Source organism: Enterococcus sp. DIV0682 (assembly GCF_051712685.1).
GTDB lineage: Bacteria > Bacillota > Bacilli > Lactobacillales > Enterococcaceae > Enterococcus > Enterococcus faecalis.
The window spans coordinates 286,209-304,381 of record NZ_JBIOPK010000001.1 but is presented as its reverse complement, the minus strand read 5'-3'; the positions used below and the strand labels follow the sequence as shown (position 1 = coordinate 304,381).

15 protein-coding genes and 1 other annotated feature are annotated in these 18,173 nt (G+C 37.3%); of the genes, 4 read left to right on the top strand and 11 right to left on the bottom strand.

Translation table 11 applies throughout. The features are described 5' to 3' along the window. Positions 1 to 11: 11 nt before the first annotated feature. Complete coding sequence (locus IGK96_RS01560) at positions 12 to 956, bottom strand: DUF979 domain-containing protein (RefSeq protein WP_002355267.1); 945 nt, start codon at positions 954 to 956, stop codon at positions 12 to 14. Then, positions 953 to 1,639: a DUF969 domain-containing protein gene (locus IGK96_RS01555; RefSeq protein ID WP_002355265.1), complete on the bottom strand. Its 687-nt coding sequence runs from the start codon at positions 1,637 to 1,639 to the stop codon at positions 953 to 955. The genes IGK96_RS01560 and IGK96_RS01555 overlap by 4 nt, the downstream gene beginning before the upstream one ends. A 192-nt stretch (positions 1,640 to 1,831) precedes the next feature. On the opposite strand from IGK96_RS01555, the gene IGK96_RS01550 reads away from it, so the two are divergent. Together IGK96_RS01550 and IGK96_RS01545 are read left to right on the top strand one after the other, a co-directional pair. Then, complete coding sequence (locus IGK96_RS01550; RefSeq protein WP_002381189.1) at positions 1,832 to 2,347, top strand: HdeD family acid-resistance protein; 516 nt, start codon at positions 1,832 to 1,834, stop codon at positions 2,345 to 2,347. Between the two features lie 15 nt (positions 2,348 to 2,362). Next, a complete protein-coding gene (locus tag IGK96_RS01545) occupies positions 2,363 to 3,547 on the top strand; it encodes an AI-2E family transporter (RefSeq protein WP_010713586.1) in 1,185 nt (394 codons plus the stop codon). A 51-nt stretch (positions 3,548 to 3,598) separates the two neighbouring features. Here the strand turns inward: IGK96_RS01545 and IGK96_RS01540 are convergent, their stop codons facing one another. Together IGK96_RS01540 and IGK96_RS01535 are read right to left on the bottom strand one after the other, a co-directional pair. Continuing rightward, positions 3,599 to 4,726: a 5-methyltetrahydropteroyltriglutamate--homocysteine S-methyltransferase gene (locus IGK96_RS01540; RefSeq protein WP_085443032.1), complete on the bottom strand. Its 1,128-nt coding sequence runs from the start codon at positions 4,724 to 4,726 to the stop codon at positions 3,599 to 3,601. A gap of 60 nt (positions 4,727 to 4,786) precedes the next feature. Then, positions 4,787 to 5,016, bottom strand: a binding site (T-box leader). A 117-nt stretch (positions 5,017 to 5,133) separates the two neighbouring features. Next, on the bottom strand, positions 5,134 to 6,513 hold the full coding sequence (locus tag IGK96_RS01535; protein ID WP_085443033.1) for a PcsB-like coiled-coil domain-containing protein: 1,380 nt from the start codon (positions 6,511 to 6,513) through the stop codon (positions 5,134 to 5,136). Between the two features lie 185 nt (positions 6,514 to 6,698). On the opposite strand from IGK96_RS01535, the gene IGK96_RS01530 reads away from it, so the two are divergent. Then, a complete protein-coding gene (locus IGK96_RS01530; RefSeq protein ID WP_002386074.1) occupies positions 6,699 to 6,878 on the top strand; it encodes a hypothetical protein in 180 nt (59 codons plus the stop codon). A 61-nt stretch (positions 6,879 to 6,939) separates the two neighbouring features. On the opposite strand, the gene IGK96_RS01525 is transcribed toward IGK96_RS01530, so the two are convergent. Beyond that, positions 6,940 to 9,075 (bottom strand): vWA domain-containing protein, encoded by a 2,136-nt coding sequence (locus tag IGK96_RS01525; RefSeq protein WP_002366085.1) that lies wholly within the window; start codon positions 9,073 to 9,075, stop codon positions 6,940 to 6,942. A gap of 74 nt (positions 9,076 to 9,149) precedes the next feature. Between IGK96_RS01525 and IGK96_RS01520 the strand changes: the two genes are divergently transcribed. Then, positions 9,150 to 10,661: a helix-turn-helix domain-containing protein gene (locus tag IGK96_RS01520; protein ID WP_071646535.1), complete on the top strand. Its 1,512-nt coding sequence runs from the start codon at positions 9,150 to 9,152 to the stop codon at positions 10,659 to 10,661. A gap of 137 nt (positions 10,662 to 10,798) precedes the next feature. Here the strand turns inward: IGK96_RS01520 and IGK96_RS01515 are convergent, their stop codons facing one another. From IGK96_RS01515 to IGK96_RS01490, 6 genes are all read right to left on the bottom strand, one after another. Continuing rightward, complete coding sequence (locus IGK96_RS01515; protein WP_002389547.1) at positions 10,799 to 12,022, bottom strand: amidohydrolase family protein; 1,224 nt, start codon at positions 12,020 to 12,022, stop codon at positions 10,799 to 10,801. A gap of 24 nt (positions 12,023 to 12,046) precedes the next feature. Continuing rightward, positions 12,047 to 13,468: a hypothetical protein gene (locus IGK96_RS01510; RefSeq protein WP_002383665.1), complete on the bottom strand. Its 1,422-nt coding sequence runs from the start codon at positions 13,466 to 13,468 to the stop codon at positions 12,047 to 12,049. Further along, positions 13,468 to 14,529 carry an ureidoglycolate dehydrogenase gene (gene allD, locus IGK96_RS01505; protein ID WP_002413499.1) on the bottom strand — a complete coding sequence of 354 codons (1,062 nt, stop codon included), beginning with the start codon at positions 14,527 to 14,529 and terminating at the stop codon, positions 13,468 to 13,470. The genes IGK96_RS01510 and allD overlap by 1 nt, the downstream gene beginning before the upstream one ends. 89 nt (positions 14,530 to 14,618) lie before the next feature. Beyond that, the gene (locus IGK96_RS01500; RefSeq protein WP_002361159.1) at positions 14,619 to 15,839 is read right to left on the bottom strand and encodes a dicarboxylate/amino acid:cation symporter; all 1,221 of its coding nucleotides are present in this window, start codon (positions 15,837 to 15,839) and stop codon (positions 14,619 to 14,621) included. 6 nt (positions 15,840 to 15,845) lie between these two features. Further along, positions 15,846 to 16,784 (bottom strand): carbamate kinase, encoded by a 939-nt coding sequence (arcC, locus tag IGK96_RS01495; protein WP_002355252.1) that lies wholly within the window; start codon positions 16,782 to 16,784, stop codon positions 15,846 to 15,848. 134 nt (positions 16,785 to 16,918) lie between these two features. Further along, the gene (locus IGK96_RS01490; protein WP_002355251.1) at positions 16,919 to 18,172 is read right to left on the bottom strand and encodes an MFS transporter; all 1,254 of its coding nucleotides are present in this window, start codon (positions 18,170 to 18,172) and stop codon (positions 16,919 to 16,921) included. Between the last annotated feature and the right edge of the window lies 1 nt (position 18,173).

Genomic DNA, 18,173 nt, shown 5'->3' with positions numbered 1-18,173 from the left:
ATCATCCTTTCTTATTTGAATAGAATCATATAAACAATTTGGAAAATTAACATGAAGAGTGCAATCGGCAATTGATTTTTAATGACGCCGTACTTATCTTTCATTTCCAACATGGCTACAGGTACGATATTAAAGTTCGCAGCCATCGGTGTTAACAGTGTACCACAAAAACCACATGTTAAGGCAACCATCCCAACTAATGCGGGATCTGCACCTAAAGAAAAGACAAACGGCACACCAATTCCGACTGTCATCACGGTTATTGCTGCAAAGGCATTGCCCATGATAGCCGTAAAAATAACCATTCCCACAGCATAAATAATAATCCCTACATTGACATTTCCTGCTGGTACTACGGCACTAACCCCTTTTGAAATAATCTCACCAACACCAGCGCTAGTAAAAACAGCACCTAAACAAGCTAATAGCATTGGCAACGTACTAAGAGGACCGACTGTTTCTAACATTTCCGCCGCATCATCAAAAAATACTTTCGGCGTATTATTTTTAGAAAAGAACATCATGATGAAAATCGCTACAAAGACACCAACACCGACACCGACTAAAGCTCCTAAAGTAGTCAATGTGGCAAAAAGAATTGCAAAAACCCCGATACTTAGTGCGGGAATAAAAATCTTCATTCCTAATTTTTGAGACATTTTTTCCATGTATTCTTTCGAAGGTAAGCGACTTTCTCCTTTTGTCACTTTTTGAAGAATTGCCGGAATTGTCATCACAAAAATAAGTACGCCACAGGCAACTGGTGGAATAAACCGACCAAAACCGATTAAGATCCCTAAAATCCCCCAGAATAAACTAGTCCCATACGCATGTTGATTGGTTTTATCACGAAAACTACGAAAACTTGTATATAACAAGATAATACCCATAAAAATATAAAGGACTTCCAATAACTTTGCACTCAAATCAATACTTGGATCTGTGAAAAAACTCATTTCAGTCCCTCCTGTCCATAATATTTTTTACGTAATCTTTTTTCTTTTAAAGTAAAGTAAATACTTGCCGAAATTAAGGCAACTAAGGCGACTGGTACTTCCACTAAAGCCAATTTACCTAATGTCACTTCATAGCCTAAATCTTTCAATGTTGATTGAACAAGCAATGCCCCAGCCCCACCAACAAACAGAACTTGACCAAAGAACCAACAGATATTTTCCATGGCTGAAGCCATCCCTTTTAGTTCTTCTTCATACTCTGGCACCATTGGTAAATTTTTTGATTCAATTGTTCCTAACGCCATTGGCAAAATAATCGGACGCACAAAACCTGCTACCCCACCGAAACTTACGTTAAAAGCGGCGAAGATAATCCGAAAGACACCATAAATGTCAATAATCACACCAGCAGATACCTTTTTGAATCGTTTAATCAACGTAGCCGCTGACTCTTTCAAGCCATTTCTCTCTAACGTTCCTGTTGCTAACATAATAATAATAAAGATAGCCATGCCTCGATTATTCACAAAGGTTGTTCCTAGTGTTTCTAGCATTGATGTCAAACCAAGCCCGCCAGTAAAAGCCGTCACTATTAAAGCAACCATCACAATCAAGATAGCATCAAATTTCAATGCGAAGCCGACAATGACGATCAATACGCCTAATAAAGGTAATAAATCCATCAAATCTCTCCTTCTTAAAATAAAATTTCACTTTCCATTATATGCCAATTTTCGCTCATTTGTAAGACTTTTTTAATTTTTAATGTTATTTTTTCTAAAGACACAGTTTCCAACACTTTTTAGAGCTACCACTCGCACTTTTTTCTTTTTTCCGCTAGAATAAAAGAAACAATAACATTGAGGAGGATTTTTATGTTCCAAACTTTTAGAGAAAATTTTCGGCGCCATACCCTATTGCGCGACGCCGTCTTTATCGTTATCGGAAGTGCCATTGTCTTTAATCCCGGTGCTTTCTTCCAGTTCGTCGGTTATTTAATTGCTGGTTATTTGATGCTTTTAGGGTTAATTAATATTTATGATGACTACAAAATAAAAAAACAAACGGGTAGCTGGGGACTTGGTTTCGTAACAGGTTTAATCTTTGTCGTCTTAGCAGTAGCCTTTTTATTTTTTGCACCAGTGATCGTTTCGATTCTGCCGTTTTTATTAGGGATTAGCATTGTTATAAACGGCCTCGTTCAATTGACTTTTGCTTTAAATACTCGTCAAACAGGCGCGCTTATCTACAGTATTCTGGTTTTAATCGCTGGAGCTGTTTTAGTTTTCAACCCCTTCAAAAGTCTCTTAGTTTTGATGCAAGTCTTTGGATTTATCCTGATTTTCATGGGTGTCATTGAAATTATTGGTCATTTTAGAAATAAAGCTTAACGAAAGGAGCAACTTATGGATAAAGAAAGTACCAAGTGGATCCGCTTTTTAGGTGGGAAAAATTTACTTTACACATTAACTATCCTTTGTCTAATTGCTGTAACTATCTTTTTATTCAACACTGTTTCATTTATCTTTAAACCAATTTTTGTTATTTTTAGTGCCGTCTTAGGCCCGGTACTTTTTGGTATTATTCTATTTTATTTGCTTAATCCAATGGTGAAACGCCTTGAGAAAAAAATTCCCCGTGTTTGGGCGATTGCGATTCTCTATGTCTTAATTATTGCATTACTAGTGTTAGCTGGACTGCAACTTTTCCCAATTATCCAAGACCAAACGGAAGAATTAATCAAACAATTCCCAAGTTTTTGGAAAAGCACGCTCCAAACAGTACAAGAATTTATGGCTAAAACACCTTTTGCAAAAGATTTAGAATCTGCTAATGAGTCGATTAATCAGCTCTGGGGCAAACTTACAAACTCCTTTAAAGACTTTGCAGGGGATTACCTACAAACAGGCGCACAAGGTCTGGGAAGCGTCTTTTCTGCAGTTTCTTCTACTTTCCTAACCTTGTTTACAGGACCTATCATCGCCTTTTTCCTTTTAAAAGACAAAGAAAAGTTTTATCGCTTTGTAAAAGGCATCATTCCCCCAGCTTTTCGTCCTGATTTTGACGAATATAGCCAAATTGCCAACATTCAAATTGGCGATTATCTAAAAGGTCAAGTCATTGCTTCGTTGGTTTTAGGGATTATGTATTGGCCAGCTTTTCTATTAATTGGTTTACAATTTGGTAGCATTTTAGCTTTAGCTGCGGGTATTTTATGTATTATTCCTTATATCGGGCCATTTATTGCCTTTATTCCTGGATTGATTATTGCCTTTCAGGATTCCACATTTATGGTAGTTAAATTTGTTATCGTCTGGTTTGCCATCCAATTGATTCATGGTGATTTTGTTATTCCTCGTGTGATGGGCGATAAATTAAAAGTCCATCCGATTACTATTTTACTTGTCTTGTTAGTTATGGGCGAACTGTTTGGTTTAATGGGCGTTATTTTTGGGATTCCAATGTATTGCCTAGTTAAAGTGACAGTCATTTATTTATTCCGCAAATTCAAACAACGCTATAACCGCTTTTATGGTGACAACGGCGAGTATGAACACACGAATTTTACTAAAGATCAATATTTAAAATAATACAATGAAAAAACTGGGACATAAGCCGTTTAGACTTATGTCCCAGTTTTTTTACCATACTTCTCTAGCAATTTCTTGAAGTAATTGAACTTTGCGCCATTGTTCTTTCTCCGTCAAACGATTTCCTTCTTCCGTTGAAGCAAAACCGCATTGCGGACTAATACTTAAGTTTTCTAAAGGAACAAACTGTTGGGCTTCTTCAATTCGTGCTTTCACTTGTTCAGTCTCTTCTAATTCAGGAAACTTAGAAGTAACTAAACCTAAAACGACTTTGCTGCCATTATTTTGCCAATGTCTTAATGGTGAAAAGTCCCCTGCACGATCTGAGTCATATTCCAAGAAGAAACCATCATAATTCGTAGCAAATAATTCTTTTGCTATCGGTTCATAACCACCTGAAAATAACCAAGACGAAGCATGGTTCCCACGGCAAATGTGTGTGGTTACAGTTAAATCTTCTGGCTTGCCAGCTAAGGCTTCATTAATAATCATGGTACACACTTGTGCAATTTCTTCTGGCTGTATTCCTTTTGCTCGTAATTCTTCTTGTTTTGTCTGATCCGCTAGAAACGCCCAATTTGTATCATCAAATTGCAAATAACGGCAACCTCTCTCGTAAAAGGCCGCAATTGCGTCTTTATATGTTTGTGCTAAATCCTTATAAAAATCACCAATCTCTGGATAAATTGTTTGAATGCGCGAGGTGCCGTCGTTGGATAAAATTTCTTGACGTAAAATCATGGTCGGACTAGGGATCGTTGCTTTGGCTACCGTGCCATCACCAACTTCCACCACCTCTTTTAAAAATGAAAAGTCCTCTAAAAATGGATGTTGCGTAGGAAAAGATATTTTATCCACTACGCGGATATTATAGGCCGGAGCTGCTTTTCCATGAAAGGTTTGGTTATACCCCGTTTCTGGAATATAGCCTGTCACGCCATTTAATCCTTCTAAGAAATCAATATGCCAAAAACCGCGACGAAATTCACCATCTGTGATTCCCCGTAAGCCGCCAGCTTTTTGTTTTGCTACTAATGCTTTGATTTCTTCATCTTCAATAAGACGTAGCTCTGCTTGAGATAAAGCACCTGCTTGGACCTTTTTCCGTGCTTTCTTAATTGTTTCTGGACGTAAAAAACTTCCCACATGATCAACTGTAAAAGGAATCTGACTACTCATTTGCCTCACTCTTTCCTATTTTTATTTATAAAAAAACGCCCTTTTACTAGCCGTAACTAGTAAAAGGGCGATTATTATCGCGGTACCACCTTTTTTCGGAAAGATGACTCTTTCCCTTCAACTGACAATCATAATCAGCGGTCTTGTTAACGAAAGACATTACGTTTTTGCCTACGTTTCGACAAAAATTCCTCCTAGGCCATTTTTCGATACAGACATCTAACTTTTTTCACCAACCAAAGTCTCTCTACCAGCTGTCTTGCATTTACTTTCCTATTCAACGGAAATTATTAGATTATAATTAGAATACCACGTTTAGCAAATTTGTCAACGGAGACGGATGAAATAGTAACGAAAAAAGCAGCTTCTTTTCAGAAGCTGCTTACGTCTATTTTTATCATTGCTGATTAGGCAGAGTGTCCTACAATTGTGCTACCTGAGTAACCAAAACCGACACGTGTAATACCTGGGTTAATTTCCCAATCACGGTGACCGCTACCTGAAGCTGTTACCATGTTTGTTTCATTGTACCACGCCATGATTACTGAGTTACCTGGAGCCCACATAATTGCGATAACTTCATCTCCGCGAGACCAGTGATCATTTGGGATACCACCTGCTTCAACTTGTGCTGCACGAGCAGTTGCAGAAGCTGCTAAACCTGCATCCCATACTACTGGACGTAAACCTAATGATTGACGTAGAACGTTCAATGCATTGATTGTTGGATCAGCAGAAGGTGTTGGTGTTGGTGGTGTTGGTTTCTCTGGTTCTGGTGTAGGTGTTGGTGTAACTGTTCCACCACCAGTTTGGCCACCATTATTTCCATTATCACTTGGTGTTGTAGGTTGTACTGGTTGTTCTGATGAAGAAGAGCCAGTATTTTCTGTTGCACTATTATCTGTACTTGGTGTAGTTGTTTCAGTTGTTTGTTGCGTGCTTGATTCAGTTGCTGAGCTTGAGCTTGCTGGTGCTTGCGCTTCTGTTGTTGAAGAAGAGGCAACTGGTGCTTCTGCTTTTACTTCAGCTTTAGCTTGAACTGGTTTTGCAGCAGCTTGTTTAGCTTTTTCAGCTGCAGCTTTTTGTTCAGCAGCTAAGCGTGCTTGCTCTGCTTCAGCAGCTGCTTTTTGTTTTTCTAAGCCAGCTTTAGAACTTTCAGCTGATGATTGTTCTAATGCTAATGAAGCTTTCATTACATTTAATTCAGATTGTTTAGAAAGTAAATCTTGACGTTTTGTTTCTAATTCAGCTTCTGTTGCTTCAAGTTGTTTCACTTTTTTCTCGTTTTCAGCTTTTTTATCAACAACCGCTTGTTTGTCTTCTTTTTGTTGTTGCATTAAGTCGTTGTTGGCACTTACGATTGTTGAAACAGCTTGAACACGGCTGATTGCATCTGCAACTGAGTCCGCATCTAAAACTGCATCTAGCATTGTTGTGCTTTGTCCATTAACTTGAACATCACGTGCTTGATTTTTGATTGCTTCGTTACGTTTTTCAATACGTTGATTCAAGTTTGTAATTTCTTGTTGTAATTGTTCTGATTTTGCTTTTAGTGTTTGCTTTTGTTCACGTAAAGCCATGCTTTCATCAAATACTGAAGATACTTCTGCTTCTAAAGAAGATACTTGTGAAGCTAAATCCCCTTGTTTTGCTTTTAATGATGAAATTTCTTGATTTTTTTCTTCAATTTTTTTATCAACATTGTCCGCCAAAGCGATGCTTGGGGTAGCAATTGCTGATAGCGTTAATGAACATAGTAATACTGATGCAAATAGACGTTTCTTCACTTGTCATTCCTCCGAATTAATTTCTAAAGTTTATTTAAAATATCTTAATCTTTTCTTACGACAAAAACATTCTACCACACCCATATTTCAATTAAGCAATAGAAATGTTACAAAAACATTTCAGATCACTCCTTCTTTCTCCATAATAGGTAAACTTACCTTTTGTAAGGCTTTTACACCTTGCCATTACTGGTTTTCACGTGTTTTCAATTGTTAAACAATTCTTCGATTTTTTTTCATATTTTTTCTTTTTTTATTCAAATTTTGCTTCTTTTTTGTCGATATATGCTTTTTTTCGTAAAATTAATCATTTTTCCTTCTTTTTATTAAACGTTTTTGTTACAAAATTCGTTATATTTTGGTAATGAATCAAGAAAAAGGCCGCTTCGTTGAGCCGCCTTTTATTGCTTTATTTAAAGAATTATTTTAGTTTCTCTGCTTAAGTAAATAGAATCCAGATAAACCTACCAACAAACCACCTAATAGTAAGAATACTCTTTGAAATTTCTGGGTTTCGTTTGTTTTTGGCAAATGTCTATCATTGGGGGTAGCCTTCGTTATTTTTTTTGCTGTTGTGTTCGTCTCTGCTGAGAAATTATTATTCTTGAGTTCTGAGGTTGTTGTGGTAGTTTCTACAACAATTGTTTTTTCAGCACTCGAATTTGTCGTAGCAGTCTCAGAACTTAAAGACTCATTCGTACTTGTATCTGTTGTGCTGGAAACAACTTCTTTACGACGATTTGTAAGGATAAATTCATCCTTTGTCTTTGTCATTATACTGTCAAATTCAGCTGGCACGTTCACTTCTTCTATCTGATATACAAAGTCTTCACCCCTGTTATTAAACTTTGGTAATGCTACTTCTGCGCCATTAACCGTTACTTGATTAATCAGCTTTTGATAGCCTTCTTTTTGGGTTAATTGCATGACTTCTGAAGTGGACCAAGCAGTTTCATCTGTTGTCGCTTTTCGAGTTACTTGATATTGAATTGCTTCTGGAATTTCTTTTTCTGTAATATTTTCCCAGTTCTTAATCAATTTTAATTGTACAGTAGGTGCTTTAATTGCTGGAATCGGAAAATCAACTGTTTCTTCTTCTGGAGTTGGTTGTAACGTAGTACGATCATTACATAAAAACCATGTATCTCCTTTAAAATCATTTGTTTCTGTGTTCAATCTAATCTGATAAGTTAATGTTAAACGTTCGTTCTTTCCTAATGAAATAGTAGAAATATGGAGCACTTGATTTTCTTCTGTAACTACGACATCAGTCAATAAGTCACTAGCCTCTAACCATTCACCCGTTGGCATTTTTCGCCAACCTTTTAGTTGGTAGTTATCTTCTGTGAAATTCCCAGCACCTTGTAAAAGAATATTTTCTCCCATTGGATCGATAATGAGCCCCTCATGGATAGTATTATTGATACTCCCAGCTAATTCTTTCAGTGCAGTGCCCAAACCAGATAAATTTTCATCAATAATCAAATAATTTTTAGGATCAGAAGCTATATTCCTACTAATATACTCTCCTCTTAACGAAGGATTAGCTGCAATTGAATAATAAGTATCTCCTGATTTTTTTAGAGAAACAATGGTTCCTAACGTATTATCTGTCACTGTTGTACTGTTTGTTTGGATAGCGTTAGCATCAGTAGAAGCACTGTTACTTGTATAGTACTGATTGGATTCTGTTTGAAACTCTTCCATGTAGGACGATGTATGGTAACCGTTGTAATCGATAATTTCACCATTATTGGGATAGCTTTGAGCATTTTCTCTAGGTAAAAAACTAGCATTTGCACTACCATCACCAATATGAACCAACATCTTTTTTGCATTTGGACGACTTTTTTCAGCCAATAGACGTTGCCCTTCTAGCAAGCCTTTTTGCATAAATGTACCTGAATGTGGTTCGGCTGTATTTCTTAAAAAGTCTTCTAAGTCATTCATGTCTGTAGAAAAATCCGCGGTGGAGTAAGTTAGTCGATTATAGGCAACAATACCAATTCGAACATGACCATCTGTTAATGAATCTGATAGTTCTTCGCCGAATTGTTGCAAGCCTTTCAAAGCGTTGTTTAATTTTTCACCTTTCATTGATGAAGAATAGTCAATCACTAACACTAGATCAATAGGGCTTTCTGTCTGATTTCCTTTTACATCTAAAGTCACATTAAAAAGCCCTTGCTGGCCTGTTACAGCCGCCACACTTTTCTTCAAATAAGCTTCATCTCCATAATTCACATATTTTTCTTCGTCAAATGTCGCTTCAGGGGCATGACCATAATCATAATTGTTTGTGTCTCCCTCACTAATTCCGTTCGTTAAATAATGACCTTGTTCGTCATTTTTATAGTTAAAATTGTATGTTTCTGCGGAAACGTCTATACTAAAAATAGTCATTAGGAAAAAGAACATAAATAAAAATAAGGTTGTTTTTTTCAATTTTTTTAACTCCTTTGTGGTAAGTAATTTCTCATTCAAATGAAATTTGAGCGATATATGTAACTTACTACAGAAATAACTTTTAAGGAGACAAAAAAATGTACTTGTTAAGTACATTTTTTTAAACAATCGAATAAAAAACAAGTTATACTTATTTTAACAAAAAGAATCGAACCAATTGGAGAAGAATAATGGAAATATTAGACACTTTTTTCGGCTCAGAAGTTAAAAAGGAATTGGATTTACTGCGTTTGTTGTATCATAAAAAAAACTTTATTCGTATTGAAACACTTAGTCAATTGTTACAAATGGATCGACGTTCAATCAATAAATACTACGAATCCTTAATTAGTAAACCTTATGTATTGGCTAATAATTGTTCACATATTTTCTCTGCCAAGCGAGGTAAAGGCTATTGTTTCATGGGATCAAAAAAAGAATATAAAATTTTGACGAAGCAAATTTTGCAAAGTAGTCCGTATTTTACATTGCTCGAAAAACTATTCTTTGAAAGCAATATTCATTTAACAAAATTTAGTATGGACCAATTCTTATCCGAATCAACTGTTCGGCATAAGGTTGCTGAGTTAGATACCATTTTAAAAACCTTTGATTTTTCGATCCAGAGAACCAAAGGCGAGATTCGTTTAGTTGGTGCTGAACCACGCATTCGTTTTTTCATGATTGCTTTCTTTTGGCGCGTTTTTTCTGGTCTCGATTGGCCATTTGCTGACGTCTCGCAAACAAAATGTGAAACCCTTGCGAAAGAGCTGATTGCTTTAGGCTATTTCCCAGCCAATCAATTGAATATGAAACTTATTTGTTATATTTTAGCGGTAAATATTATTCGTTATCGAAAGGGATTCCAGACAAATTTCCTGCTTTCTGAATCTATTTCTTCTTTATCTGATGAAGATCAAGAAGTACTGCTTCAATTTGTTGATACTCATCATCTACTAAAAGAACATTTAGAAAATCAATTAACGAACGCCTTTCTGTTACCCAAGAGTGAAAGTCATCTGATTTTTTTATTTCTATTAACAAATACAACAGTACAACTCTCGAACAAACACTTTACAGATTTAATCGAACCTAACCAATCATTTTCAGAGACGAATTCTTTTATTAAAAAGATTCTTCACTCCCTTGAAACAGAAAACCCTCATGCCTTTGAAACGACAAAAAACAGGGGCTTATTCACAAAACAATTAGTGGCTGGTCTTCTTTTCGTAGAGTTATTTGAACAAATGGATTTTACACTTACTGGCTACAATATTAAGAAGTATTTATTACAAAATTTTGCTCATTTATTTGAGCATGCACAAAAGATAGTCGCCGAGCAAGACATCTATGTTTCGAACCCAGCTAAACAAACTGGCTTAGGCCTTCAATTATCGATGGCCTACACGTTAATTACTGCTCCAACAGCTTTCAATCAAACAATTCACATAAAAATAGAAACAGACTTACCTACACCGATTGAAGCGATTATCATTCAACGAATTCGTGAAACGTTTGCAAGTTTCTATCACCTTGCAATTAATCAATTGTCTGAAGAAGATAGGTACGACCTTTATTTAAGCACTACGCCTTTGCTGCAAGTAAAACAAGCTGCACCATTTTTATTAATTAATGCGCAAGTTTCTTTAACTGACTTACTAGCGATTCAAGAACAATTAGTTCGGTTGGTAGCAAAGAAATGATTTAATTCTGTTAATAAATAGAACTCGTGGAACAAAAAAATAACTAAAACAGGATCAATCAAACACATCTTCACCTTTATCAAAAAAGCTCAAAATGTTAGTTTTGACAACTAACATTTTGAGCTTTTTGTTTTTTCTTAACGAATGATTTCGACTTTTTTGTCTGTCTTGACTGTAACACGGCCGTTTTTAATAACATATAACCGTTCTGGAATATCAATAATCGCATGTTCAACCACTTTTGTGTCTAATAAGACTAAATCTGCTTTATTCCCAACTGCGACACCGTATCCTTCTAGTCCCATCGCACGAGCAGGACTTGTTGTTACCATTGGTAGCACTGTTTTTAAGTCATCCGCTCCACCTAGGTGTCCAACAGGAATGGCTAACATCGCTGTTTGAACAATATCCCCTGTGCCATATGGTGTAAAAGCATTGCGAATATTATTTGTAGCAATACAGACATTCACGCCACCATCGCGTAATTTACGGATTGGCGTAACCGCACGTCGAACATTGTACTGATCACCACGAGCCCCTAAATGTAAATCCGTTGCTGGTAAAGCCATCACGCTAATATTCGCTTCCGCCATTTTTGCAATAATAGGCGCCAATTCTGCTTCAGGTAAGGCATGCAATGCCGTTAAGTGGCCCACTGAAACACGGCCTTGGTAGCCTTCAGCGATGGTTTTTTCACATAAATATTCAATACTCATATCATCAGCTTCATCGGCAAAATCTTGGTGTAAATCTACATCTTTATCATATTTTTTAGCAATTTCAAACACTAAATCAATATGTTCTTTCGCTGGTGCATCATTATAAGGAATACCGCCGACAACGTCTGCGCCCATATCCATTGCTTCATACATCATTTGTTCTGTTCCAGGGGCTTTAAAAATTCCTTCTTGCGGAAACGCAACTACTTGCATGTCAATTAACTCTTTGTATTCTTCTTTCAAACGCATAATTGTTTTGAAGCCAGTAAAACCTTGCGCTGGGTCAAATTCTGCATGCGTTCTTAACGCCGTGGTTCCATGAACGATTAACATTTCTAAGGCACGTTTGGCACGGTCGTAAATGTCTTCTTCGGTAAATGTTGGTTTTAATTCTGCGGTTACTTCAATTGCTTCTTTCAACGTACCTGATTTATTTGGTTTACGATCAGCGATTAATGCCTTGTCCAAATGTAAATGGCTTTCTACAAAACCTGGGATTAAAACACGACCATCTGCTTCGATGACTTCTTTGGCATCGCCAGTAATAACTGGGGCGATTTCAATGATTTTTCCTTCTTTAATAGCTACATCTTGTAATGCTTCACCGTCTTGAAGACGAACTTGTTTAATTAATAAATCCATGTTTTCCACTCCCTAAATTGTTTTTTATCCAAAGATTAAACCGATAACTAATAATAGTACAGAGGCAATACTTAACCATTTCACGTTTCCTTTAACAACATCCAAAATTGGAATTTGGAAGCCTGAAGATAAAGCTTGCATAGTAATATTAACGAAACTCATTTGACTACCTAAACCAACACCCATTGCTACAAAACCTAATGCTAACGGCGGGAAGTTCAACGATACAGCAACTGGTAGCACTAAAGTTAAAACAGAACCCACGTAGGCCCCAGCTGGAATCCCAATTAAAATCCCTGTTAAAATGGCAACTGGCACGACAATAAAGGCTGGTGCATTTTCAGCAACACCTGCGATGACAGCAAACGTTCCTGTTTGTGCAATAACATTAATAAAGGCTAAGAAAATCCCTACTTGGAATAAACGAGTCAAAATATATGTAGACCCATCTACCATCGCTTCGACAGATTTGTTCATTGAGAAATCTGTACATAAGAAAATTAAAACTAATGTTAAAATCATGTATACAAGTGGCGTAAAGAAGGCAAAACCAATTAAATCATTCACAATTGGTCCGAAAATTACAGCAAACAATAAGAAAATGGCTGGCAAGGTAATTTTAAATAATTCACCATTGCTCTTTTTATCAAATTCATCATCTGCCGACTCTTTAAAGCCAACATTTCTATGTTTCGTTCCCCAAAAGGCTAACACAATCGCTAATGCTACGAAGAATAACCAGTAAGGTCGCATGGTTGAAACATATGAACCGACACTGATATCGCCTAATTTTGAAACAATACTTGATTCTAATGAAGCGGGTGATGTTGTAAATGATACCGCAGCAGCTAAAGACATTGCTGCAATTAATTCAGGAACAACGCCAACTGCAGCAAAGGCCAATGGCGCAATAACCATCGCACTTCCGCCACCAATTCCTGACATATATGTGGCTGCGGCTAATAAGATAACAATAAAAGCTGAAACATACTCGACTTTTCCTTTTGTGCCTCGTTTGGCTAAAGTTAATGCAGCTGAATAACTACCTGCTTTAAAGACCGCCATCGCAACAGCTGAATTAATGATGGGAACGGTAATTCCTAACATCATTGGGATAGCTTCCAACATCTGTTTATTCGCTTCTTCTAGTCCAATGCCACCAATCAGCATCGCTAAGACGCCACCGATTAAACCAGCGATAATCATATCGACTTTCATAAACAATAGAACCAAAACAACAATCAATGGAATAATCACAACTAATGCCATGATTCCTGTCGGGGCAACTACATCCCCAATCTCATCAGCAAAGGCCGCAACTGGCACAAAAATACTAACTAAAAATGCAAAAATAAGTGCTACTTTTGACGATTTTTTCATTTTACTTTCCTCCAATAGAAAGAAGGCGAGAGCAACGCAGCAGCGAATACTCTCTGCGCTCCTCATTATTTGGCAAAGGCACCTTGCCCGCCATATTTATCGTAATGTACAATCTCACTAACTAAATAATCATAAATACTTTGTGGAATTTCAATGCCTTCTGACATGGCTTTTTGATAGTTTAGCTGACCAATTTCTCCTGGATAGTAAACTTGTTGAAACCCTTCTGCTGTAGGCACACTATGAAGTTCTTCCACCATTTGATTAATATTTTCTTTAAATCGTTCAGAATCTGTAAAGCGGCTTGGATCAATGACTAAAAACATCTGACCCAGATTCCGTTTCTCCGTTAAATCCGCATACATGGAGCTGACATGTTTGCCAAAAGGTAAGCCTAACAACGAACCAGCTAAGACATCGACCATCATCATTAGTCCATATCCTTTTGGTCCTGAAATCGGCAATAAACCTCGTACTTCATAAGGATCAGTCGTTGGCTGGCCTTTTTCGTCTACTGCCCATGTGTCGGGAATTTCAACATCTCTTGAACGTGCATCTAAAATTTTCCCCCAAGCCTGTACTGTCGTAGCCATATCAAACACGACTGGTTCATGACCTGCTCTAGGTGCTGCAAAAGCGATTGGATTTGTTCCAAAATAATTGCTTGTACCACCAAACGGTACCACCATTGGATCAGATTGACACATCGAAAGAGCAACCATGCCTTGTTCCGCTGCTTTTTTAACATAATACGATAACGTCCCGCTATGACTCGTTTGAGAAACGCCAACATATGCTAACCCTGATTCTTTGGCTAGGTCAACTGCAGCAGCTAATGCTTCGTTACAAACAAATTGACCCACGCCATTATCGCCATGAAAAATGGCAGTGGACGGTCCAGTTTTTTCAAATGATAATTCGGGATCAATCGTGATCCCGCCTTTTGCAATCCGTTCCGCATAATAATCCATACGAACCGCACCATGTGAATGAATACCGCTAGCATCTGCAAAAGTTAAATGTCGAGCAACTTCTTCGGCATGTTCAGAATGTAAACCAGCAGCTTCTAATTTTTGTTTCATCAGCTTTTCTAATTTCTCCGGTGTAACGACAACCATTTCTTCCATTGCGCTTGCTCCTTTATCATTAATCTTAAAAAAGGGAAAGAAAACAAGTGATTTTCTTCTTCGTCCTTGCATTTCCTCCCCTTTTTTCACTACTTATTGCTACTGTTAAAGACAGTATAGTCAATTTCATCCACTGATTTTGCAACTAGAATAGCAGAGTAAACATCTGAATTGACATTTAAAATTGTTCGTAACATGCCAACAAACCATTCGACGCCTGCAAAAATTGCAATACTCTCAATGGGTAAACCCATTTGCGGAACAATCACTGCCAGTGAGACTAAGCCCGCACCGGGAACAACTGCGTTTGCTAGTGAGACAAACGTTGCTGTAATTGCTAAGTAAATCATTTTCGTAATATCAAACTCTAGCTGATACATCTGAGCGATAGTCATTACAGTAAAAGCCATATGCATCGCTGAACCGTTACTGTTTAACGACATACCTAACGGCAACACTAAGTTAGTAATTCGCTTACTTAAACCTAATTTTGTTTCTGTTTCTTCCAAAGCTACTGGTAAAGTAATTGCTGAAGAAGTTGTCGCCAAGGCCATCACAGACATATTTTTCATGTTTGTAATTAAACGTAGTGGACTTACTTTACAGTACAATGTGATAACCAAAATCCAGATGCCCAAAAATAAAATAGTTCCTAATCCATAGACCAATAGATACTTCACTAACGGTAAAATAATTTGAAGGCCTAAGTGACTAATTGTTGAAGCAATTAAAGCAAAAATCCCCAGAGGTGCTAGATACATGACGTATCGAATGACTGTAATGATAACTTCATTAAAGTCCACAATTATTTGGAAGAGTTGTGTCTCTGGATGGCTTTGTAAGTATTTATTCAGTGCTAAACCAAAAAATAATGCAAAGACAATAATTTGAATAATCGATCCTTGAGTCAGTGAATCAAAAATATTTTTCGGAACGAAATTTAAAATCGTATCAGTGATTGAGATTTCTTGCGCTTTAATAGAAGCATCTTGGAAGCCAGTCATTTTAACACCGTATCCTGGATTAAAAATGACTGCCATTAGGACGCCCCATAAAGCGGCAGCTAAGGAGGAAATCCCGAAAACAGCGATTGTTCTACCCCCAAGGCTCGTTAATTCTTTTGGATTAATACTGCCAACTGCTTGGACAATTTGTCCTAAGATCAAGATAGGAATAGCCATTTGCATCAGTCGCAAAAAGACATCTCCAACTATTTTCAAGTAATTGCCGCTAGCAGGAATCAAGAGTCCTACGAGGATTCCTACGACAACAGCAATTGCAATTTGGGTGATCATGGACGGTTTTTTCATGGTAAACTACCCCTTTTGACTGATCACAGTTCCTGCTTCTTTATCGATGTTTTCTAAGTTTTCGATAGAAGTAATGATTGCTTTCCGTTTGTCATCACCTTTTACGAAGTCTAAGGCAGCTTCGATTTTTGGTAGCATACTACCAGCAGCAAAGTGACCTTCTTTAATGTATTCTTCTGCTTCGGCTACACTGATTTGTTCTAATGCTTTTTGATCTGGTTGATTGTAATTAATGTAGATGTTATCAACGCCTGTCAAAATAATCAAACGGTCTGCATCAACGTTTTCAGCTAAAACACGTGCAGAGAAATCTTTGTCGTTAACCGCTTCCACACCTACGTATTGTCCGTCTTCTGCTACGACCGGAATGCCCCCGCCACCAGAACAGATAGTTAAAACGTCCGCCTCTACTAAAGCACGAACCGCCTCTTTTTCAACAATTTCTTTAGGCATTGGTGATGGAACAACTTTTCGGTAGCCACGGCCAGCATCTTCCACATACGTAGAGCCATCTTTGGCTGCTTCCGCGTCAGCTTCTTCTTTTGTATAGAATGGACCAATTGGTTTGGATGGTTTTTTAAACGAAGGATCTTCTTTGTCCACACGCACTTGCGTAACTACAGAGATAACTGGTTTAGCAATGTTACGTTTTTCAAACTCATTAGTTAAAGCATTTTGTAACCAGTAACCGATACTTCCTTGTGTCATCGCAACACAAGTATCCAATTTCAACGCTGGATTTTTTTCACTTTCGCCTGCTTTTTGTTGTAAAAGCAAATTCCCTACTTGTGGTCCGTTTCCGTGACAGACAATGACTTGTTCCCCTTTAGCAACAAATTCTGCAATATATTTGGCCGCGTGATTAACGACGGCTTTTTGGCCTTCATCTGTTGGATCCGTATCTAAAATAGCATTCCCACCTAGGGCAATTACGTTTAAACTCATTGATTGATTCGCTCCTTTTTAGTAAAGCAAAGACAAAATCTTTTCAGTATCGACGGATAAGAAATAATTTGTTTACGAAATGAAAGATTTTGTCTTGCTCATTTTGATTGTTTCAGTCATTATCGAAGGGATAATTAACCTAATTTCGGTTTACTTTCATCTTTAGCTAAGAAAGCAAAAGCTAGTAAACCAATAACTAATAGTACACAAGAAAGATAGAAGCCAACTTGCATTGAGCCTGCTGTATCTGCTAAATATCCTGTGACATACGGTGCTAGGATTGACCCTGACATCCCAATAAAATTATAGGCACTTAACGTTGTTCCTAAGGCCGCTTTTGGTGCATGTTTGGTAACAAAAGTCACCATAATTGGATCTAACGCTAATTTCCCTGTTAACCCATAAAGAATTAAAACAGAAATTAACAATGTCCGATTTGTTACAAAAGCAATCGCAAAGACAGATAGGATTGCTAAAGGTACTAATGTAAAGACTAATTTTTTCGTCGCACCTGTTTTATCATTCAAACGAGCGAAGATTAAGGCGCCTGGAATAGAGGCCCATGGTACAAGTGATGAAATGAAACCAACGCTCGCTCCTGTAAAGCCACGTTCAGCAATTAAAAATTGTGGCAACCAAGTAATAATGACAAAGTTTGCATAAATACTTGTGAAACATAAAATAAATGCGGCTAATAAATTACGATTTGAGAAAATTTCTTTTAATGAGATCTTTTCTTGTGGTCCTTCTTCAGCAGCTGCTCGTGCAGCTTCTTCACCAGGACGAATCACTTTTTCTTTCAAAATTGTATAGAAAAGAATTCCTACGATAAACGTTGGAATCGCCATGATAAAGAATGGTTTGCTCCAATGTTCACCATTTTCTAAAACCAACTTACTTGAAAGTAGGTACCCACCTGATGTACCGAAGGCCATCCCACTATTGATGATGGCATTACCGATGGTCCGTTTACTTGCTGGAATCGCTTCTGTCGATAGCGCATATTGCGGGCCATAGTAAGCTCCTTGTCCAATACCAGCAATTGCACGAATGACTAAAAACATAACAAAGGTTGTCGCTAATCCACTAAAATAAGTAGAAATAGCAAGAACGATAAACCCAACAGCAATGACTAATTTCCGCCCAATTTTATCGCCAATCATCCCAAAAGGAATCTGTGCAACAGCATAGGTTAGAAAGAAGATACTATTGGCTAAACCAAGTTGTGTGTTACTTAGACCAAATTGTTCTCCAATGACCCCCATCACTGGATTAAAAATAGTTCGTGTTGCGTACATTAAAATCCAGCCTACGAAGAAAATGGCTACGACTTTAATCCAGTAACTATTGCTCACTTGCACTGCTTGATTTTTTTTACTATTCTCCATG